The organism is Arthrobacter jiangjiafuii, assembly GCF_018622995.1.
GTDB classification, from domain to species: domain Bacteria; phylum Actinomycetota; class Actinomycetes; order Actinomycetales; family Micrococcaceae; genus Arthrobacter_B; species Arthrobacter_B jiangjiafuii.
Window position 1 is genome coordinate 535,292 of sequence record NZ_CP076022.1, and the last position, 18,539, is coordinate 553,830.

Here is an 18,539-nt window from a genome sequence, read left to right on the forward strand (position 1 = left end):
CCGGCAGCCATCAGAGGCTCAGTCCAGATAGCGCAGCCCGGCCGCCTCCAGCGGCCCACGCATCGAGTACATGTCCAGCCCGAGTTCCCCGGCCGCCAGGCGCTCGCGCTTGGCGGCCTCGTTGTCCTCGCGCTTGCGGGAGGCCTCAGCCACCTCCGCGGCGCGCGACGCCGGAACCACGACGACGCCGTCGACGTCGGCCACCACCACGTCACCGGGCGTGACCAGCGCGTTGGCGCAGACCACCGGAACGTTGACCGACCCCAGGGTGGCCTTCACCGTGCCCTTGGAATTGATCGCCCGGGAGAACACCGGAAAGCCCATCGCCTCCAGCGCCTCGGCGTCCCGGCAGCCGCCGTCGATCACCAGGCCCACACCGCCGCGCGCCCGCACCGAGGTGGCCAGCAGCTCGCCGAAGAAACCGTCCTCGCACTCGGTGGTGCAGGCGGCGACCAGCACGTCGCCGGGCTGGAGCTGCTCGACGGCGACGTGCAGCATCCAGTTGTCGCCGGGCTGCAGCAATACGGTGACGGCGGGGCCGCAGAGTTTCGCGCCGGGGTAGACGGGGCGGATGTAGGGGCGCATCAGGCCCAGGCGGCCCATGGCTTCATGCACGGTGCTGGTGCCGTACGGGGCGAGGGCTGCGACGTCGTCGGGTGCGGCGCGGGTGATGCTGCGGTGGACCACTCCAAGCTCATGCATGGGTGCTGCTCCTTTGGGTGCCGCGGCCCTGCTGTGTGAGCAGGGCGTCGAGGCGGGGGTAGACGGCGCGGGTGTTGTGCTCCTGGATGTCGGCAAGTTCCTCGGCGGTAAGCCCGGCGGCAGCCAGGTACCGGCCGGTGTCATCGAAGTTGAACCCGGTCTGCGGGTCGATGTCGCGGACGGCGCCGATCATTTCGGAGGCGAAGAGGATGTTGGCCGTGGGCATCACCTCCAGCAGCAGGTCGATGCCGGGCTGATGGTAGACGCAGGTATCGAAGAAGACGTTCCGCAGCAGGTGTTCTTCCAGCGGCGGTTTTTTCAGCGCCATGGCCAGCCCGCGGAAGCGTCCCCAGTGGTACGGGGTGGCACCGCCGCCGTGCGGAACAACGAACTTCAGCTCCGGGAAGTCCGAGAACAGGTCACCCTGGATCAGCTGCATCACGGCGGTGGTGTCAGCGTTGAGGTAGTGCGACCCGGTGGTGTGGAAGGCAGGGTTAACGCTGGTGCTCACATGGATCATGGCCGGCAGATCGTATTCGACCATTTTTTCGTAGACCGGATACCAGGATCGGTCGGTCAGCGGCGGCGAGGTCCAGTAACCCCCGGATGGATCAGGGTTCAGATTCAGGGCCACCGCCCCGTACTCCCGGATGCAGCGCTCCAGCTCCGGAATGCAGCTGGCCGGATCAACGCCGGGGGACTGCGGCAACATGGCGGCCGGGGCGAACCGCTCAGGGAAGAGCTGGCTGACCCGGAAGCACAGTTCGTTGCAGATGGCCGCCCACTGCGCCGAGGTGGAGAAATCTCCGACATGGTGGGCCATGAACGAGGCCCGGGGCGAGAAGACGGTCAGGTCGATGCCACGCTCATCCATCAGCTTGAGTTGGTTGGACTCGATGCTCTCCCGCAGTTCGTCGTCGCTGATCCGCAGCTCTGCCGGATCCGGGGCGGAGGCGGGACCGGCCAGGGCGCTGACCTGGCGGTCCCGCCAGGCGCCCAGGGCCGGCGGCGCGGTGGTGTAGTGGCCGTGGCAGTCGATAATCATTACTGACCTTCCTGAACGCCGGAGGTCCCGGGGGACCAGAGACTGAGCGGTACATAGACTTCGCCGGCCATGATCAGCCGCGCGGTGCGCAGCAGGGCCGACTTGGTGACGTGTTGGGGATCCTGCGGATCAAGGCCGAGCTCCACGGTGAATTCGCCGGAGGGGTGTTCCACCGAGACGGTGATGCTGCCGCTGCCGCTGCCGTCGCCGGCACCTGCTCCAGCACCGGCACCAGCTGCGGCAACCCGATGGGCCACCGTGCCGTCGATAACGCAGGCAGTGCCGGCGGTGACCGCGGCCAGGACGCCGATGGACTCGTGGCAGACGTGCGGAATGAAGCTGCGGGTGCTGATGGTGCCTTCGCCGGCGGGCGGAGCCACCAGAGTCATCTTGGGGTAGTTCTTCCCGGACACATCACCCAGGCCCATCAGCTTTCCGCAGGTGAGCCGGAGGGCTTCCAGGCTTTCCTTGAGCTCGCCGTCGCGGTTGAGGTCCTGCACGGTTTCGTACCCGGTGCGGCCCAGGTCGCTGGCGCGCACAATGACCAGCGGCTGCCCGTTGTCGATGCAGGTGACCTCCACTGTGCCAACCCCGTCCACGTCCACGGTGTCGCTGGGGTTGCCGGTGGGCAGCAGCGCGGCGCAGACGGAGCCGGCGGTGTCCAGGAAGTTGACCGTGACCGCGGCGGCGGTGCCTGGGACGCCGTCGATACGGCTCTGCCCGGCGTATTCCACATAGCGGCCGTCGGGACCCTGTGGCGTCTCCACGCTGATTTCCGCCACCATGCCGGTGTTCAGTGTCAGCACCCGGACGGTGGTGGTGTCGGCGCCAGGGGTGAGCAGCCCGGATTCCACGGCAAAAGGCACGACGGCGGCGAGCATGTTGCCGCAGTTGGCGGTGGTATCCACGCTCTCACCCGTGGGTTGGAGCTGGGCGAACTGGAATTCCAGGTCCAGGCCGTCGCGGTCGCTGACCGCCACGATCCCGACCTTGCTGGTCAGCGGATTGCCGCCGCCAAGTCCGTCCACTTGGAGCGGATGGGGGGAGCCCAATGCGGCCAGCAGTACCGCGTCCCGCAGCGGTGTGCTGGCTGGCAGGTCATCCCGGCGGAAGAACGGTCCCCGGGACGTGCCGCCCCGCATGAACCAGCACGGCAATGCGGTTTGGCTTCCCTGCCGGTGAGCCCGGCCGGCGGCAGGTGGTGCGGCGATGTCCATGGCGTCCCCTCTTGTGGCCTTCAGCACAAGAACCTACCTCGTCAACCATATTGTTGACAATCACGGCGACAAAAGAGGCTGCCGGAATTCCGGAGCCGGACCGGACCGGGCTAAGCCTCGGGTTGCTGACGGGTGGGCGCGGGACTAACGGTTGACAGCCGGCCGGATCAGGATGCCGACGCCGCGGCGGACCGCCGGATGGCATCGGCAATGCTCGTCATGTGGGCTTCCATCATGCGGGCGGCCTCCGCGGCGTTGCCGGCGCAGATGGCCTCGACAATTTCCACGTGCTCGGGGAGCGAGACCGATGCCCGGCCCGGCTGCGCCGCCAGGCGGAACTGATGGCGGACATTCTGCGCCCGCAGCCGTTCGATGGTGGCGCCGGCGGTGCCCTGCCCGCTGATCTCCACGATGCGGCGGTGCAGCTCCGAATTGGTGGCGGAATAGCGGGCCAGTTCACCCGTTGCAACGGCCTGGCTCATCTCCGCTGCCAGTTTCCGCAGTTCCGTGACCTGTTCCGGGGTAATCCGTTCCGCTGCCTTCCGGGCGCACAGGGCCTCCAGCGCACCGCGGACCTCGATGATTTCCACCGCTTCCTCGACCGAGACGGAGCGGACGCGTGCACCGCGGTTCTGCACCCGCTCCACCACACCCTCCACGGCGAGCTCCGCCAGGGCCGAACGCACCGCACTGCGGCTGGCACCGAACTGCGTGCACAGGTCCGCTTCCACCAGCCGCTGGGCGGGGACCAGTTCGCCGTTCATGATGGCGGCACGGATGGCGCCGGCAACCTGGACGGCACTGGTTTTGGTTGCTGTTGGTTCTGCTGTCATTTTTCAAACTTCCCGGCACCACAGTGCCCAACCGCCCGCATTCCATTTGTCTTTGACCTCAAGTTATCACCGCCGTCACGGGTCCTGAGGCTTCCGGCCTTTGAATTGTTGACAATGGTGTGAATAATTCGCAGCAGACGCACGGAAGGAATCCTTGAATGATTGCGATAACCGTTTTGGGGCTCGGGGAAGCCGGCCGGCTGTACGCCCTGGGCCTGATGGAGGCCGGGGCTGAGATCCGCGGCTATGACCCGTTTGCCGATGTGCGCGACGCGGGAATCCGCCAGTTCGACTCGCTCGCCGAGGCGCTGGCCGGTGCGGATTTGGTGATCAGCCTCGTCGGCGCCAAGGCGGCCCGGGCCGTCGCTGCGGAAGCGGTGCCCCTGATGCCCGGGTCAGCGGTTTTTGCCGATTTCAATACGTCCGGCCCGGAGGAGAAAGCCGACCTCTCCCGACTGGCCGCGGAGCACGGTATCAATATGGTGGACGTGGCGGTCATGGCTCCGGTGCCACGCTCGGGCAGCCGGACACCGCTGGCGGTATCGGGAGAAGCAGCGGAGGCCTTTGCCTCACTGCTCGCACCGCTGGGTGCGCCGGTGGAAACCGTGCCCGGGGCACCCGGGGCTGCCGCCGGACGAAAACTGCTTCGCAGTGTCTTCATGAAGGGCCTGGCCGGGCTGGTGCTGGAATGCCAGGCAGCCGGTGAAGCGGCAGGTACTGGGCACTGGCTGCTCGAGGAGATCGCCGGGGAGCTTGGCCCGGACGGTCCGGCACTGGTTGCCCGCCTTATTGAGGGGTCCCATGCCCACGCCGTCCGGCGCACGCATGAGGTGGAAGACTCGCTGGCCTATCTGCAGTCCCTCGGTACGCCGTCATGGATGACCGAGGGGACGCTGCGCTGGCTGTCCTCGCTGGCCGCGGAGCGCGGCTGAACAGTCCTGTTCCCACTCAAACGCGTTGGTTGCAAAATTGTTGACAATCGTTGGGGTGGCTGGTTGACTCCAAACACCGCTTCCCGGGCCGACGCAGCACAGCCGGACCGCTGCTGAAGCGTCTGTTCTCCCGTTGAGCCGTAAAGGAATAGACATGGTTTCTGCATTTCGCGACGTGGCCCATCTGGGCTTCGTGGAGCTGTACACACCCGACTTCGACAAGAGCCTCTGGTTCTTCACCGAGCTGCTGGCGATGCGCGAAGTGGCGCGCGAGGGCAACTCCGCCTACCTGCATGCATGGGATGACTACGAGCATCACACCATCAAGCTGACCGCGCACGAGACCTCCGGCGCCGGCTGCCTGGGCCTGCGGGCCTCCAGCGAGGAAGCGCTGCAGCGCCGCGTGGCGGCAATCGAGGCGTCCGGGCGGGGCATCGGCTGGCACGACGGCGGCCCCGGGATGGGCAAGACGTACGCCTTCACCGACCCGGACGGGCATCCGATGGACATTTACTATGAGAGCGCCTGGCATGTGCCCACCGAGGAATTCCGTCCGGCGTTGAAGAACCAGGCGGACAGGTTTCCCGGCCGCGGCGTGAACGCGCGCCGCCTGGACCACGTCAACTTCCTGGGCGCCGACGTCGCCGAGAACGGCCGCTTCGTGGAGGAGGTCCTGGGCGGGAAACCGACCGAGCAGATCCGCCTCGACAGCGGGGACCTCGCCGGGCAGTGGTTCACCTTCTCCAACAAGTCCTACGACCTGGTCTACAGCGGCGACTGGACCGGCAGCAGCGGCCGCCTGCACCACATCTCCTTCGCCACCGACACCCGCGAGGATATCCTCAAGGCCGCCGACATCTTCCTCGAAAACGGCATCCACATCGAAACCGGCCCGCACAAGCACGCCATCCAGCAGACCTTCTTCCTCTATGTCTATGAGCCCGGCGGCAACCGGATCGAATTCTGCAACGCCGGGGCACGCCTCATCCTGGCGCCGGACTGGAAGACCATCGAATGGTCCGAGGCCGAACGCGCCAAAGGGCAGGCCTGGGGGATGAAGACCATCGACACCTTCCACACCCATGGCACTCCGCCGGTCAGCGGACCGGGGGACTAAGCCCCCGGCCGGCGCTAGGGCTGCTGCAGCGCAGCGTCGGGCCGGTGGCCCTTTTTGGCCAGCTGGATCTGCTCGTAGACGTGGTGGCGCAGCTCGGTGAAGCGCGGCATGCCGCGGGTCTCCAGCTGGTCCCGGGCCTCGGGCAGGTCGATCACGATGTCCTCCTGGATCACTGTGGGCGAGGAGGACAGGATGATGACGCGCTCGCCCAGATACACCGATTCGTCGATGTCGTGGGTGACAAACAGGATGGTCATCCCCAGGCTCTTCCAGAGCCGGCGGGTGAGGTCCTCCAGATCGGCGCGGGTCTGGGCATCGACGGCGGCGAACGGCTCGTCCATCAGCAGGACCTCCGGCTGGTAGGCAACGGCGCGGGCGATGGCCACCCGCTGCTGCATTCCGCCGGAGAGCTGCCAGGGGTAGGAGCGGGGCACATGCTCCAGCCCCACCGCTTCCAGGGCATCGGCCACCCGCTGGCGGCGTTCGGCCTTGGGCACCCCGGCGTTTTTCAAGGGCAGCTCCACGTTGTCCGCCACCCGCAGCCAGGGAAAGAGGGAGCGGCCGTATTCCTGGAACACCACCGCCATCTTTTTCGGCGGACCGGTGACCCGCTTCCCGTCCAGCAGCACCTCGCCCTCGGTGGCGCTGAGCAGCCCGGCGATGCACTTGAGCAGGGTGGTCTTGCCGGAGCCGGACGGGCCCACGAGGCAGACCAGTTCGCCGTGGCCTAAATCGAAGGTGAGGTTCCGGACCGCCTCGATGGGTCCGCCGTCGGTGGAGTAGACCTTTTTCAGGCCCCGTACCGACAGCAGCGCCTCACCCTCGGGAAGGGTCCGGCCGGCCGGAACGGCGGCCGTCGTCGTCGGCGTTTCCTTGGAGGGCATAGCGTCAGGCTGCATTTTCTACCTCTTTAAGGCCGTGGTACCAGCGCAGGATACGCCGCTCGCACCATTGGAAGATCAGGGACAGCAACAGGCCGATCAATCCGAGCACCAAAATGCCGGACCACATTTCGGGAATCGCGAATGAGCGCTGGAACTGGAGAATGGTGAAGCCCAGCCCGGAGGAGGATCCGAACATTTCGGAAATTACCATCAGGATCAGGCCGATGGACAGGCACTGCCGGATTCCTGCCATGATGATGGGCGCGGCGGAGGGCAGCACCTGGTAGCGGATCCGGTTGAATCCGGAAATGCCGTAGGAGCGGGTGGTTTCATTTTGTACCGGGTCGATGGAGCGGACCCCCTCAATGGTGTTCAGCAGCACCGGCCAGACGCAGCCCACCACAATGACTGCCACCTTCATGACGTCGTTCAGGCCCACCAGCAGGATCAGCACCGGAACCAGGACCGGCGGCGGCAGGGCGCGGAAGAACTCAAACACCGGTTCGGTGATGGCCCGAAGGGTCCGGTTCAGTCCCACCAGCAGGCCGACGACGATGCCCAGCACAATCGCGATGGCCAGCCCGGCGAGCAGGCGGGTGACGGAGGGTAGGACGTCGTCCAGGATCCGGCCCTCGAGCCAGGTGGGGCCAAAGGCTTCCACCAGCTGGGCCGGCGTGGGCACGAAGAAGTTTGGATCGCCCAGGGTGGAGGCCCACCACAGCAGCACCAGCAGGACCGGCAGGGCTATGACATACAGGAAACTCCGGAGCATTTTCACAGGACAACCTCTCCGCGCACGGACGGATGCCAGGCCAGCACGCGCCTTTCGACCAGCCGCATCACCATGTTGATGGCCACCCCCAGGAGGCCGGTGGCCAGCACCAGCGCGTACATCCCGGAGATCGCTCCGCCGGACTGGGCGTTGGCGATCTCCCGGCCAAGCCCCGGAGACCCGATGATCAGTTCCGCCGTAATGGCCAGGATCAGCGCCACGGAGGCTGCGAGCCGGATACCGGTCATCAGGTAGGGCAGCACGGTGGGAAACACGACGTCGCGGATCCGCTGCAGCCGCGAAAAGCCGTAGGACTGCGCCGTCTGGGTGGCAACGTTGTCGACGTCGGCCACCCCGTAGAGGACCTGGATCAGCACCTGCCAGAAGCAGGCGTAGATGATCAGCATCAGTGACGACTCGATCTTCACGCCGAAGAGCAGCACGGCCAGGGGGATCAGTGCCACCGAGGGGACCGGCCGCAGGAACTCGATCGTGGAATTGGTGAAGCGGCGAAGGAAGGGACTCATGCCGATGATCAGGCCCAGCACGGCGGCTGAGACGACGGCGGCGGCCAGGCCCAGTGCCCAGGCCAGCAGTGTCTCGCCCACGGCCGCCCAGAAGGCGGTGAGGCCAAAGTCGCGGATCAGGGCCATGATGACTTCGGAAGCCGGCGGCAGGAACCGCGCTTCCACCAGGCCCACGGCCGGAATCAGTTCCCAGATCAGCAGGAAGGCGAGCACGCCTGCCCCGCCCAAGACCGCCTTGGGGATGCGGCGCGCGCCGGGGCGGACCGCGCTGCGCTGCGCGGTCCGCCCGGTCCTCAGGACTTCAGTGCTCATTACGGCAGCAGCTCATCCAGTTGCGGGTCTTCAGTAATCAGTCCGTCGCTGAGGGAGAGCTCGGCGAGGGTTTCCACGCCGGAGCGGTTGATCTCCGTGACGAAGCTGGGCAGGATCAGCGCCCCGGCGGTGGCGGCGTCGATCTTTGTGTAGGTCAGGAGGACATCGCGCACGGCATCCGGATTCTCCTGGGCGTAGTCCAGGGACTTGTTCATGGCGTTGGTGAACTTCTTCACCAGCTCCGGGTCGCTGTCCGCCACGGCTCCGGTGGTGAAGTAGGCGCCGATCGTGAGGGCATCGGCGGTGTCCACGTAGTTCGATGCGACCAGCGTGGATCCGGCATTCATGCCGCCGGTGAGGAAGGGTTCGACGACCTGGATGGCGTCCACCTGTCCGCGTTCCAGCGCTGCCTGCATGTCGGGGAAGGCCAGTTCCACAAACTCGATGGTGGTGGGATCACCGCCGGCCTCGCGCACGGAGGCGCGGACCGTGGTGTCGTTGATGTTGTTCAGGGTGTTCACCGCGACCTTCTTGCCGCTCAGGTCGGCAGCCGTGGTGACACCTGCCCCGGGGGTCGTGAGGACGCCGCCGAAGTCGGCTCCATCCTCGCCGGTGGAGGCGGCGCCGGCCGTCACAACCTGGACATCGAGTCCCTTGGAGTTGGCCAGGAGCATCGAGGAGATGTTACTGAAGCCGAAGTCCATGCTGCCGCTCATGACCGCGGGAACAATGGCCGCGCCGCCCTGTGCCGGCTGCAGTTCCAGCTCCAGGCCTTCCTCCTCGAAGAAGCCTTCCTGGACCCCGAGGTAAATCGGCGCGACGTCGACAATCGGGATAACGCCCACCGTTACCGGAGTGAGCTCCCCGCCGTCGTCAGCAGAGCCGGTGTCCTCGGAGCCGCCGCTGGGCGATCCGGATCCGCACGCGGCGAGCGCAAGGACGGCCGTGGAAGCGGCCAGCACCCTGAGGAATGGCTTCATATCTTATCCCCGGTTCTTTTAAGAGTTAGCTAGGTCACACACACGCTATTTTTGGTATACAGGATTGTCAACAATTTTCCCCAAATTTCTCCATAAGGCTCTAGGACTACCCGCAATGGTGAATTCGGGCAATAGCCGGGCAGGCCTGATAACGGCAGCGGAGTTCAAGGGTGGGAGAGGGTCAAATATGAGGCACGGCACATAACGGATAGTGTTGGTTGGTCCCATCTAAGAAAGGCCCGCCATGCACGCCCGCATTCACCACGAAGGACTGCTTCAGCGCAGGATGTCCGCCGAACAGGCAGCAACTCTGATCAAGCCGGGTATGACCGTGGCGATGAGCGGGTTCACCGGCGCGGGCTACCCCAAGGCGGTGCCCCAGGCACTGGCCATGCAGATGGAGGAGGCCCACGCCCGCGGCGAGGACTTCCAGATCAAGGTCCTCACCGGTGCCTCCACGGCCCCCGAGCTTGACGGTGTGCTGGCCAAGGCCGGCGGCATGGAACTGCGCCTGCCGTACCAGTCCGATCCCACGCTGCGGAAGCGGATCAACGACGGCGAACTGGAGTACATCGACATCCACCTCGGGCACGTGGCCCAGTACACCTGGTTTGGGTTCTACGGCCACATCGACCTGGCCGTGATCGAAGTGGTGGGCATCAACGAGGACGGTTCCCTCATCCCCTCGTCCTCGGTGGGCAACAACAAGACCTGGATCGAGCAGGCCGACAAGATCATCCTGGAAGTCAACATCCAGCAGTCGGCTGACATGGACGGCATGCACGACGTCTACTACGGCACGGCACTGCCGCCGCACCGCAAGCCGATCATGCTCGTGAACCCGGACGACCGCATCGGCGAGCCCTACCTGCGGCTGGACCCGGACAAGGTGATCGCCGTCGTCGAGACCGATGCGCCCGACCGGATGACGCCCTTTGCCGCCCCGGATGAAACATCCCAGCAGATCGCGGCCCACCTGATCGACTTCTTCGGCGACGAGATCAAGGCCGGCCGCCTGACCGACAAGCTGCTGCCGCTGCAGTCCGGCGTCGGCAACATTGCCAATGCCGTCCTGGGCGGGCTGGCCACCTCCGGTTACACCGGGCTGACCGCGTACACCGAGGTGATCCAGGACGGAATGCTGCACCTGATCCGCGACGGCGTGATCAGGGTGGCCTCTGCTACTTCCTTCTCATTGAGCCCGGCCGGCATTGAAGAGTTCAACTCCAACATCGAGTTCTACCGCAAGCGCATCATCCTGCGCACCCAGGAGATCTCCAACCACCCCGAGCTGATCCGCCGCCTGGGCTGCATCGCCATGAACGGGATGATCGAGGCCGACATCTACGGCAACGTGAACTCCACCCACGTGGCCGGAACCGCCATGATGAACGGCATCGGCGGCTCCGGGGACTTCGCCCGCAACGGTTTCCTGTCCGCGTTCCTGTCCCCGAGCACGGCCAAGGGCGGCAAGATCTCCGGCATCGTGCCGATGGTCAGCCACGTGGACCACACCGAGCATGACACCATGCTGGTCGTCACCGAACGCGGCCTCGCCGACTTGCGCGGGCTCTCACCCAAGCAGCGGGCCCGGACCATCATCGACAAGTGCGCGCACCCGGACTTCCAGCCGCTGCTGCAGGACTACTTCGACCGGGCGTCCCGGGAGAGCTTCGGCAAGCACACCCCGCACCTGCTCGATGAAGCACTGTCCTGGCACCAGCGGTTTGTCGAAACCGGCGACAGCCGGATCCCGGCGGATGCCTCCGCCTGACGGGCGCTCTATGACAACCAGGTGACGTACCGGCTGGGGCGTTGCGGCCCGGCGCGTGCTACAAAGCTCAGATGAGTGAAACCAGGAAGCAGGGAGCCGGCAGGCCGGCAGCCGTTCCGCTGGCGCTCTGGGCGGCCGTAGCCGCCGTCGTCCTTGCCGGCCTCAACCTGCGGGCCGGCGCGACGTCGGTGGGCCCGGTACTGGCGGAACTGCAGGCCGGCCTGGGGATGGATTCGGCGCAGGCAGGGGTGCTGACGGCGCTGCCGGGGCTCACCTTCGCCGTCGTGGGTTCCGTGGCCGTTCTCCTGGCCCGGCGGGCGGGCTCCAACCTGACCATCACCGTGGGGCTGGCGGTGGTTGCCGCGGGACTGCTGCTGCGGTCGATGGTGGATTCCACGGTGCTGTTCCTGCTGCTCACCGTGCTGGCCTTTGCCGGGATGGCGGTGGGGAACATCCTGGTGCCGGCGTTTATCAAGCGGCACGGGGGAGCACGGATTGCGCTGCTGAACTCGGTGTACGGCACCACCCTGGCGCTGAGCGCCACCCTGCCCCTGCTGATTGTGGCGCCGCTGGCGGCCAGCGGCGAGGACGGGTGGCAGCTGAGCCTGCGGGTGTGGGGCCTGGCGGCGGCCGTGGCCGTTCTTCCCTGGGCGCTGGTTTCCTTCCAAGGCAGGCGTTCAGCGGGGCGGGCGGGCGTGGCCGACGCCGGCGCAGGGCCTGGGCGGCGCCGGCGCGGCCGGGCGCACATCAGTTCCTCCCGTACCCCCGTGGCCCTGTGTGTGTACTTCGGGGTGCAGTCCATGCACGCCTACGTCCAGTTCGGCTGGGCAGCGCAGATTTACCGTGACGCCGGGCTGACCCAGTCCCAGGCCGGCCTGGCGGTGGCGGTGCTCGCGGCGCTGGGGATCCCGGGCGGGCTGATCATGCCGTCCCTGGTGGCACGGGCGCGGGGTCTGGGCTTCTACATCACCGGCCTTGCCGCGTGTACGGCTGCCGGCTATCTGGGCCTGCTGCTGGCGCCCACCCAGGCGCCCTGGCTATGGGCGGTGCTGCTCGGGCTGGGAGGTTTCGCCTTTCCGACGGCCTTGGCCCTGCTCACCGCCCGCTCCCGCGATCCGCAGATCACCGCTGAACTGTCCGGTTTCTGCCAGCCGGTGGGTTATCTCCTTGCCGCGGCTGGACCGTTCGCCATCGGTGCGCTGCACCAGGCCACCGGCAGCTGGACGGCACCGCTGATCATCCTGATCGCTGCCTCGGCGGTGATGGCGGCTGCCGGCATTGCTGCCGCGGCCCCGCGGTTTGTTGACGACCAGCTTGCGCCGGCTCCGGCCCGGTAGCTGCCCGGGAGGTCAGTGACCGCGGCAGCCGGCCCGAAAAGCGGTGTCAGTTCCCGCCGCGCAGCCGGTCGATCTCGCGGCGGTCCTTTTTCGTGGGCCGCCCGGCGCCCCGGTCGCGCAGGGGAACACCCAGCACCGGTCCCACCGGACGCGGCGGGGTATGGTCCGTGAAGCAGTGCGAGGCGGCCTCGGCCCCCACCCGTTTAGCGATCAGCTGGCGGACCTCGAGGATCCGTTCGTAGCCGGGCTGGCGGACCCGAACGGTGTCGCCGGGCTGGACTGGCTGCGCGGCCTTGGCCGGGTTTCCGTTGAGCCGGACGTGGCCGGCACGGCAGGCAGCCGTGGCCGCGGACCTGGTCTTATAGGCCCTGACGGCCCACAGCCAGGCATCCACGCGGACGGACTTGGAGGTACTGCCGGGAATGGTCATGGAGCTACCGATTCTACTGGGTGTCCCGGTCCTGCTGCATGTTCTTCAGCCGCGCGGCGTCGTCGTGCGCGCCGGCCTCCTCGGCAGTGAACACGGAGCCGGAGATGGAATTGGCGGAGGGCAGCGGCCCGGCTGCTTCCGCGAGCATCCGCCGGAGTTCGGCCGGGGTGAAGGCATCGGGTGCGCCGCGGTGGGCCATGGCATGGCAATTGGGGCAGAGTGGCACCAGATCCGCCACCGGATCCAGGGTGTAGTCCGGGCCGATGGCAGCGGGCGGAACAATATGGTGCACCTGGATGAAGGCGGCGCCGGCGGGGCCGTAGATCTGCTCCATGGACAGTCCGCAGGCCGCGCAGCGCAGCCCGTGGAAGGCCACACATTGCCGGAGGGCATCGGCGTCGTACTCGTAGCGGCTCACCGCCACATGGCGCAGGCTGTCCTGGGGGAGCGATCCGGGCAAGGGCACGGTCGGGTCGGCGACCCCGAGGTCGTACTCGGGGGCGGGCGAGGTGTGCAGGAAAGCGGTCCAAGCTGCCCGCAGGGCCCCTTCCGCTGTGCCCGGGACCCCGGTTCCGGTGCTCCGCACCGCATTCCAGTTCACCTCCGGCACCCGGATCTCCAGCTCCTCGGCGGGCAATGCCTCGCCCGGGGGCAACAGCAGGTCAAAAACGATGCCGGCGAGCAGGCCCAACCGGGCCGGAAGGGCGGGGCCGGGCTGAGGCGCGGCCGCCACCACGCCGTGGCCCAGCAGCCCGCGGCCGTGCTGGCCCTGGGCGAAAAGCCAGACATCGGTGCCGGGATCCAGCTGCTGCCCGCGGGATACACGCCACCGGGTGCCAAACAGTCCGGTCCGGTAAACCGTCAGGGCAGCGGCACGGTAGTCGGTGCGCCCGGGTCCGGCGCCAAAGGCGGTGACCGGGTTCCAGCCCATCACAACGGCGGACATAGGTGCTCCTTTTTGGTGGGGACGTTCCTGGCGGGCGCAGGGACGGCGTCCGGTTCCGGGGCGGGCCCGGACGGGCATCAGTTGATGCGCGCTGCGCGGCCTTCCCATTCGAGGGAGCGCAACTCGTTCTTGCGGATTTTTCCAGTAGAGGTTTTGGGCAGGTCGATGATGAACTCCACTGTCCGCGGGGCCTTGTAGGAGGCTATCCGGGACTTAACGTGGGCCAGCAGTTCCGCCTCGGTGGCGTTTCGGCCCGGCGCCAGGACCACAAATGCCTTGGGCCGTTCACCCCACCGTTCATCCGGCACGCCGACTACTGCCACATCCGCCACAGCAGGATGGCTGGCCAGTGCCTGTTCCACCTCGATCGTGGAGATGTTCTCGCCGCCGGAGACCACCACGTCCTTGGAGCGGTCCAGCAGCTGGACATAGCCGTCGGCATGCATCACCCCCAGGTCGCCGGTCCGGAACCAGCCGCCGCGGAAAGCGTCGGCGGTGCCGGCGTCGTCGCGGTAGTAACCCTTCATCACCGAGTTGCCACGCATGACAATCTCGCCCATCTCCACGCCGTCATCGGCCACATCGGCCAGCTCCCCGGACGCCCCCGCAGCGTCGCGGACCACGCGCAACCGGTCCGAAGTCAGCATCCCCACGCCCTGCCGTGCCATGTTCCGGGACAGCGCCTCCCCGTCGAGGTCCGCCCAGGCCGGCTGCGTTTCACAGACGGCGTACGGACCATAGGATTCGGTGAGCCCGTAGACGTGCACCACCGTGGCCCGGAGCTGGTGGATGGCGGAGATGATGGTGGGGCTCGGCGGCGCGCCGGCGGTGACGATCGTCAGGGGGTGCGACAGCTCGTGGGCCTCGGCAGCGGTGGCAATCGCGCTCAGCACGGTGGGTGCGCCGGCCAGGTGGTCCACGCCGCAGGAGTCGATCAGCCGCCAGATATCCGGGCCGCGGACCGCCCGCAGGCAGACATGCGTCCCGGAGGCGGCGGTCAGTGCCCAGGTGGTGCACCAGCCGTTGCAGTGGAACATCGGCAGGGTCCAGAGATACACGGTGTCCGCGCCGAACCCCTGGTGATGGACTTCGCCGAGGGAATTCAGGTATGCGCCGCGGTGCGTGTACATGACCCCCTTGGGCCGGCCCGTGGTGCCGGAGGTGTAGTTCAGGGTGATGACGGTGTTTTCGTCCGCCACTTCCCACGGGAGTGCAGTGTCGGTGCCGCGGTCGAGGAAAGCCGTGTACGACGTCGTTCCCGCCAGCGCTGTTTCGCTTCCGTCCTGCAGCGGAACGGTGATGACCTCGGTGACGGAGGCCAGTTCCACGGACCCCAGGCCGCGCAGCAGGTCGGGGTCACCGAACAGCAGCGAGGCGCCGGAATGGTCGCAGATGTAGGCGATCTCCGGTGCCGACAGCCGGGTGTTCAGCGGGACCAGGACCCCGCCGGCCAGCGGCACGGCGTAGTGCGCAATCAACAGTTCGGCTGAATTCGTGCCCAGGAACGCCGCCCGGTCTCCCACGGCCAGTCCCGAGGCCCGCAGCGCTTGCGCGGTTCGCGTGACCGCAGCGGCGAATTCCCGGTAGGTCAGGCGCCGGTCACCGTCAATCACCGCTGTCTTGGCGGGGTGGACCTGCGCTGCGCGTTCCAGGAAGCGTAACGGGGTCAGGGGCGTATCCAAGCCTGGCATGGGTCTCCTTTGAGGCAGGTCAATGGCCTCCAAGGTTACAGGGTTTATGAGGCGTGGATCACAGTCACCCTTCCTGCCGGTCAGCGGGGCTGGTACGTGAGGCAGTCCGCCAGGTCCCTGCCCGGGCCCACTTTTACGTCATGGGCATCGCACATGAGGTTCTCGTTGTGCCTGCATTCGCTGCGCTGGCAGGCCCCCACTGTGGCTAGGACCTTGGGCAGGCCGCCTGATTCGGTGGTGTCGATGAACGTGGAGCAGGAAGCATGCTCGGGTGTGCCGCCCACGGTGATGGCGAAGGCAGTACAGCCGTCATGGTTGAAGTCGCAGTTGTGGACGCTGCAGTCGCTGACGGGTGCCACATGGTCAGTCATGATTCCTCCAAAAAGGTACGGAGATATATCTGCTGTTTGTGCGCTCTTTTTGAACGTACCACCGTTGAATGCAGATAATTAGGGCGAATTTATTGCACCTATTTGCCGGGCGGCTCAGCCCAGGTCTTCGACTTTGGCCTGGGCCCGTTCCACTGCCCGGCGTGCGGCCCGGGCTGTGCGGCGGGCAGTGTCGCGGGCTCGTTCGGCGGTACCGGCGCGGCGGTCGACGGCGGCCACCTCCCGTTCCAGGCCGCGGATCCTCTCACGCAGCTCGTCGATTTCATCGGTGAGTTCGTCGCGGGTATCAGCGATGGAGTTGACCTCCGCCTGGGCGCGCTGCAGTGCTTCCTCGGCCCCGGCTGCGTCCCGCTGGGCGTCCGCGAGCGTGGTGCGGGCCGCACGCAGTGCCCGGGCTGTCTCGGCCCTTTTCTTTTCCTGCCCGGCAGCGGACGCCGCCTTTTCGGATGCACCTTTTCCGGGAGGGGCTTTTCCGGGCGCCGGACCCCGCAGCTGCCCCGGTGCCAGCGGCTTTACCGAGTCAGGATCGGCCAGTGCGCCGTCCAGGGTTACCGGTTCCCAGCCGTTGGCTTCGAGGGTCCGCACCAGCTGGCCGCTGGCTGCTGCCGCCGCGGCGTCCGCGTCCGTCATTGCCGCCCACAGGGTCTGCTCCACTTCTGCGGCCACGGCAGGGCTGACCGGGCGCCCCAGGTCTTCGGCCAGGCTGCGGGCCTCACGGGCAGCGGAGCGCAGCAGGCGCTGGCGCTCACCGCTGAGCTGGCGCAGCTGCTGCTGGTCCATGTCGGCTTGGGCTTCCCGTAGGGCCGCGCCAAGCGCAAGGGCCTCGGACATCAGTTCCGGACGGTGCAGCGCCAGCATGTTGACCAGCCATGCACCGGCCGAGGGCTTTGGCAGGGAGCGGATGGACTTGCCCAGCTCCTTGTCGCCTGCCTTCGCAGCCTCGCCGGCGCGCTGGTTGCGGGCAGCGGTGAAGGCCTCGGGCAGCAGGGCGTACAGGTCCGTTACTGCCTGCGCCTTTTGGGCCATGGTGCTCCGCTCACAACATCTGGTCCAGCCGGCCCCAGACAACGGTTCCGGACATCACCAGCAGGATAGCCGGAAGGATGGCGGACTGGCGTTCACCGCGGCGCAGGTGCATGACCACCGCCAGCGCCATCAGCACCACCAGCCCGGCGCCGGCCAGCGGCGTCAGCACGGGTGCCCAGCCGAACAGTCCCGGAACCAGCAGGCATAGCCCGGCCACCAGCTCCGCTACGCCAAGGGCGCGGATGGCAGCCGGCGGATAGCCGTCGGTCCAGGGCAGCCGTTTCAGCTGTGCCTCACGCCTGACCAGGCGCTGGCCGCCGATCCCGATGAACATCAGGGCGAGCAAGATCTGCAGGATCCAGAGAAAAACGGACATGGGTGGCGGGTGTTCCTTCGGCCGGGCGGGATGACGTTCCAGTCAAGCACGGCCAACGCACCCACGACGAGCGCGGGACCCGCACACGCCACCGTCCACCTAGAATCCAGCTACCGGCCGCGGGGTGTAATGCTGTTCCAGCTCGTCCTGGTCCTCCGCGGTAAGGTCCAGATCCAGGGCCGCCACCGCGTCGTCGAGGTGATCGGTGCTGCCGGCGCCGAGCACCGGCGCGGTCACGCCCGGGTGCGCCAGGACCCAGGCCAGGGCCACCTGCGCGCGCGGCACGCCGTGACGCTGGGCGACCCGCTGCACCGCGTCGGTTGTCGCGGCATTGGGGACATCGTTGCCGGAGTACAGCGACTGGCCGACTTCGTCCTGCCGCTGCCGCCGGCTGGCCTCCCCCCAACCCCGGGCCAGGCGGCCGCGGGCCAGGGGCGAATAGGCCAGGAAGCCGATACCGGTGGCGTCGCACAGCGGGAACATCTCCCGTTCCTCCTCACGGTAAATGAGGTTGTAATGCCCCTGCATACTCACGAAGGGTGACCAGCCGTTGGCCTGCTGCAGGGACAGCGCCCGGGCAAACTGCCAGGCGTACATGGTGGATGCCCCCAGGTAGCGCACCTTTCCTGCCCTGACGAGGCCGTCCAACGTCTCCAGGATTTCGTCCACAGGGGTGGAGCCGTCCCAGCGGTGCACCTGGTACAGGTCAATGTAGTCAGTGCCCAGCCGCCTCAGGCTCTCATCGACCTGCCACAGGATGTGTTTGCGGGAGAGCCCCCAGCCGTTGGGCCCGGGGGCCATTTCGCCATGCACCTTGGTGGCCAGGACCACTTCCTCCCGCCGGGCGAAGCGCCTGATTGCGGCGCCCGTAATTTCCTCGCTGCCGCCGTCGGAATAGACATTGGCGGTATCAAAAAAATTGATGCCCAGTTCTATGGCGTGCCGGAGTACGGCCTTGGCTTCAGCCTCCCTCAGCGTCCAGGAATGGGCTCCGCGGCTGGGGTCTCCGAAGCTCATGCACCCCAGTCCCACAGCCGATACCGTCGCTCCGGAGTTTCCCAGTTTTACGTATCTCATGGCGGCCTTCGCATCACCGGTTGGCTCCGGGCCCGGCGCCAACCGTCCATCCACGGGGGCTTGAACCAGCAGCCCGTAGGGGCGATGCTACCGCCGCCATTCGTGCCGGTACAGGGCAGACGGGTCCGGGCTGGACGAACACCGCTTACCTCCTGCCGCAGCCACGTTTCAC

General features: G+C 67.1%; 19 protein-coding genes. 4 read left to right on the plus strand and 15 right to left on the minus strand.

Going from position 1 to position 18,539, the window contains the following annotated elements; translation table 11 throughout:
- Positions 1-18: 18 nt before the first annotated feature.
- The 4 genes from ligK to KKR91_RS02700 all read right to left on the minus strand — a co-directional run bounded on the left by ligK (position 19) and on the right by KKR91_RS02700 (position 3,797).
- Positions 19-702, minus strand: coding sequence for a 4-carboxy-4-hydroxy-2-oxoadipate aldolase/oxaloacetate decarboxylase (ligK, locus tag KKR91_RS02685; RefSeq protein WP_210231749.1), 684 nt, complete (start codon positions 700-702; stop codon positions 19-21).
- Positions 695-1,747 carry an amidohydrolase family protein gene (locus KKR91_RS02690; RefSeq protein WP_210231748.1) on the minus strand — a complete coding sequence of 351 codons (1,053 nt, stop codon included), beginning with the start codon at positions 1,745-1,747 and terminating at the stop codon, positions 695-697. The genes ligK and KKR91_RS02690 overlap by 8 nt, the downstream gene beginning before the upstream one ends.
- Positions 1,747-2,964, minus strand: a complete 1,218-nt coding sequence (locus tag KKR91_RS02695; protein WP_210231747.1) for a 4-oxalomesaconate tautomerase — start codon at positions 2,962-2,964, stop codon at positions 1,747-1,749. The genes KKR91_RS02690 and KKR91_RS02695 overlap by 1 nt, the downstream gene beginning before the upstream one ends.
- Positions 2,965-3,131: 167 nt before the next feature.
- The gene (locus KKR91_RS02700; protein WP_210231746.1) at positions 3,132-3,797 is read right to left on the minus strand and encodes a GntR family transcriptional regulator; all 666 of its coding nucleotides are present in this window, start codon (positions 3,795-3,797) and stop codon (positions 3,132-3,134) included.
- A gap of 158 nt (positions 3,798-3,955) precedes the next feature.
- On the opposite strand from KKR91_RS02700, the gene KKR91_RS02705 reads away from it, so the two are divergent.
- A complete protein-coding gene (locus KKR91_RS02705; RefSeq protein ID WP_210231745.1) occupies positions 3,956-4,729 on the plus strand; it encodes an NAD(P)-dependent oxidoreductase in 774 nt (257 codons plus the stop codon).
- 154 nt (positions 4,730-4,883) lie between these two features.
- Positions 4,884-5,846: a catechol 2,3-dioxygenase gene (locus tag KKR91_RS02710; protein WP_210231744.1), complete on the plus strand. Its 963-nt coding sequence runs from the start codon at positions 4,884-4,886 to the stop codon at positions 5,844-5,846.
- A gap of 14 nt (positions 5,847-5,860) precedes the next feature.
- Here the strand turns inward: KKR91_RS02710 and KKR91_RS02715 are convergent, their stop codons facing one another.
- The 4 genes from KKR91_RS02715 to KKR91_RS02730 are packed head-to-tail and all read right to left on the minus strand — an operon-like array spanning position 5,861 to position 9,321.
- Positions 5,861-6,745 (minus strand): ABC transporter ATP-binding protein, encoded by an 885-nt coding sequence (locus KKR91_RS02715; RefSeq protein ID WP_237687457.1) that lies wholly within the window; start codon positions 6,743-6,745, stop codon positions 5,861-5,863.
- Positions 6,735-7,508, minus strand: a complete 774-nt coding sequence (locus KKR91_RS02720; RefSeq protein WP_210231743.1) for an ABC transporter permease — start codon at positions 7,506-7,508, stop codon at positions 6,735-6,737. Before KKR91_RS02720 ends, KKR91_RS02715 begins: the two co-directional genes overlap by 11 nt.
- Complete coding sequence (locus KKR91_RS02725) at positions 7,505-8,341, minus strand: ABC transporter permease (RefSeq protein WP_210231742.1); 837 nt, start codon at positions 8,339-8,341, stop codon at positions 7,505-7,507. Before KKR91_RS02725 ends, KKR91_RS02720 begins: the two co-directional genes overlap by 4 nt.
- Positions 8,341-9,321 carry an ABC transporter substrate-binding protein gene (locus tag KKR91_RS02730; protein ID WP_210231741.1) on the minus strand — a complete coding sequence of 327 codons (981 nt, stop codon included), beginning with the start codon at positions 9,319-9,321 and terminating at the stop codon, positions 8,341-8,343. Before KKR91_RS02730 ends, KKR91_RS02725 begins: the two co-directional genes overlap by 1 nt.
- Positions 9,322-9,565: 244 nt before the next feature.
- Here KKR91_RS02730 and KKR91_RS02735 point away from each other — a divergent pair, with 244 nt between their 5' ends.
- Both KKR91_RS02735 and KKR91_RS02740 read left to right on the plus strand, forming a co-directional pair.
- Positions 9,566-11,095, plus strand: coding sequence for an acetyl-CoA hydrolase/transferase family protein (locus tag KKR91_RS02735; protein WP_210231740.1), 1,530 nt, complete (start codon positions 9,566-9,568; stop codon positions 11,093-11,095).
- Between the two features lie 71 nt (positions 11,096-11,166).
- Positions 11,167-12,432, plus strand: coding sequence for an MFS transporter (locus KKR91_RS02740; protein WP_210231739.1), 1,266 nt, complete (start codon positions 11,167-11,169; stop codon positions 12,430-12,432).
- Positions 12,433-12,478: 46 nt separating this feature from the next.
- Here KKR91_RS02740 and KKR91_RS02745 read toward each other — a convergent pair whose 3' ends face one another.
- The 7 genes from KKR91_RS02745 to KKR91_RS02775 all read right to left on the minus strand — a co-directional run bounded on the left by KKR91_RS02745 (position 12,479) and on the right by KKR91_RS02775 (position 18,367).
- Positions 12,479-12,862, minus strand: a complete 384-nt coding sequence (locus tag KKR91_RS02745; RefSeq protein ID WP_210231738.1) for an RNA-binding S4 domain-containing protein — start codon at positions 12,860-12,862, stop codon at positions 12,479-12,481.
- A 13-nt stretch (positions 12,863-12,875) separates the two neighbouring features.
- Positions 12,876-13,808: an HNH endonuclease gene (locus KKR91_RS02750; protein WP_210231737.1), complete on the minus strand. Its 933-nt coding sequence runs from the start codon at positions 13,806-13,808 to the stop codon at positions 12,876-12,878.
- A 77-nt stretch (positions 13,809-13,885) separates the two neighbouring features.
- Positions 13,886-15,499 carry an AMP-binding protein gene (locus KKR91_RS02755; protein ID WP_210231736.1) on the minus strand — a complete coding sequence of 538 codons (1,614 nt, stop codon included), beginning with the start codon at positions 15,497-15,499 and terminating at the stop codon, positions 13,886-13,888.
- Between the two features lie 80 nt (positions 15,500-15,579).
- The gene (locus tag KKR91_RS02760) at positions 15,580-15,870 is read right to left on the minus strand and encodes a DUF1540 domain-containing protein (RefSeq protein WP_210231735.1); all 291 of its coding nucleotides are present in this window, start codon (positions 15,868-15,870) and stop codon (positions 15,580-15,582) included.
- A 114-nt stretch (positions 15,871-15,984) separates the two neighbouring features.
- On the minus strand, positions 15,985-16,914 hold the full coding sequence (locus tag KKR91_RS02765) for a hypothetical protein (protein WP_210231734.1): 930 nt from the start codon (positions 16,912-16,914) through the stop codon (positions 15,985-15,987).
- Between the two features lie 10 nt (positions 16,915-16,924).
- Positions 16,925-17,290: a DoxX family protein gene (locus KKR91_RS02770; protein WP_210231733.1), complete on the minus strand. Its 366-nt coding sequence runs from the start codon at positions 17,288-17,290 to the stop codon at positions 16,925-16,927.
- 99 nt (positions 17,291-17,389) lie between these two features.
- A complete protein-coding gene (locus KKR91_RS02775; RefSeq protein ID WP_210231732.1) occupies positions 17,390-18,367 on the minus strand; it encodes an aldo/keto reductase in 978 nt (325 codons plus the stop codon).
- Positions 18,368-18,539 lie beyond the last annotated feature (172 nt).

Coding starts and splice junctions, on each gene's coding strand:
- KKR91_RS02710 (WP_210231744.1), top strand. CDS start 4,884: ATGGTTTCTGCATTTCGCGACGTGGCCCATCTGGGCTTCGTGGAGCTG.
- KKR91_RS02755 (WP_210231736.1), bottom strand. CDS start 15,499: ATGCCAGGCTTGGATACGCCCCTGACCCCGTTACGCTTCCTGGAACGC.
- KKR91_RS02750 (WP_210231737.1), bottom strand. CDS start 13,808: ATGTCCGCCGTTGTGATGGGCTGGAACCCGGTCACCGCCTTTGGCGCC.
- KKR91_RS02730 (WP_210231741.1), bottom strand. CDS start 9,321: ATGAAGCCATTCCTCAGGGTGCTGGCCGCTTCCACGGCCGTCCTTGCG.
- KKR91_RS02700 (WP_210231746.1), bottom strand. CDS start 3,797: ATGACAGCAGAACCAACAGCAACCAAAACCAGTGCCGTCCAGGTTGCC.
- KKR91_RS02705 (WP_210231745.1), top strand. CDS start 3,956: ATGATTGCGATAACCGTTTTGGGGCTCGGGGAAGCCGGCCGGCTGTAC.
- KKR91_RS02760 (WP_210231735.1), bottom strand. CDS start 15,870: ATGACTGACCATGTGGCACCCGTCAGCGACTGCAGCGTCCACAACTGC.
- KKR91_RS02775 (WP_210231732.1), bottom strand. CDS start 18,367: ATGAGATACGTAAAACTGGGAAACTCCGGAGCGACGGTATCGGCTGTG.
- KKR91_RS02765 (WP_210231734.1), bottom strand. CDS start 16,914: ATGGCCCAAAAGGCGCAGGCAGTAACGGACCTGTACGCCCTGCTGCCC.
- KKR91_RS02735 (WP_210231740.1), top strand. CDS start 9,566: ATGCACGCCCGCATTCACCACGAAGGACTGCTTCAGCGCAGGATGTCC.
- KKR91_RS02725 (WP_210231742.1), bottom strand. CDS start 8,341: ATGAGCACTGAAGTCCTGAGGACCGGGCGGACCGCGCAGCGCAGCGCG.
- KKR91_RS02695 (WP_210231747.1), bottom strand. CDS start 2,964: ATGGACATCGCCGCACCACCTGCCGCCGGCCGGGCTCACCGGCAGGGA.
- KKR91_RS02770 (WP_210231733.1), bottom strand. CDS start 17,290: ATGTCCGTTTTTCTCTGGATCCTGCAGATCTTGCTCGCCCTGATGTTC.
- ligK (WP_210231749.1), bottom strand. CDS start 702: ATGCATGAGCTTGGAGTGGTCCACCGCAGCATCACCCGCGCCGCACCC.
- KKR91_RS02715 (WP_237687457.1), bottom strand. CDS start 6,745: ATGCAGCCTGACGCTATGCCCTCCAAGGAAACGCCGACGACGACGGCC.
- KKR91_RS02740 (WP_210231739.1), top strand. CDS start 11,167: ATGAGTGAAACCAGGAAGCAGGGAGCCGGCAGGCCGGCAGCCGTTCCG.
- KKR91_RS02690 (WP_210231748.1), bottom strand. CDS start 1,747: ATGATTATCGACTGCCACGGCCACTACACCACCGCGCCGCCGGCCCTG.
- KKR91_RS02745 (WP_210231738.1), bottom strand. CDS start 12,862: ATGACCATTCCCGGCAGTACCTCCAAGTCCGTCCGCGTGGATGCCTGG.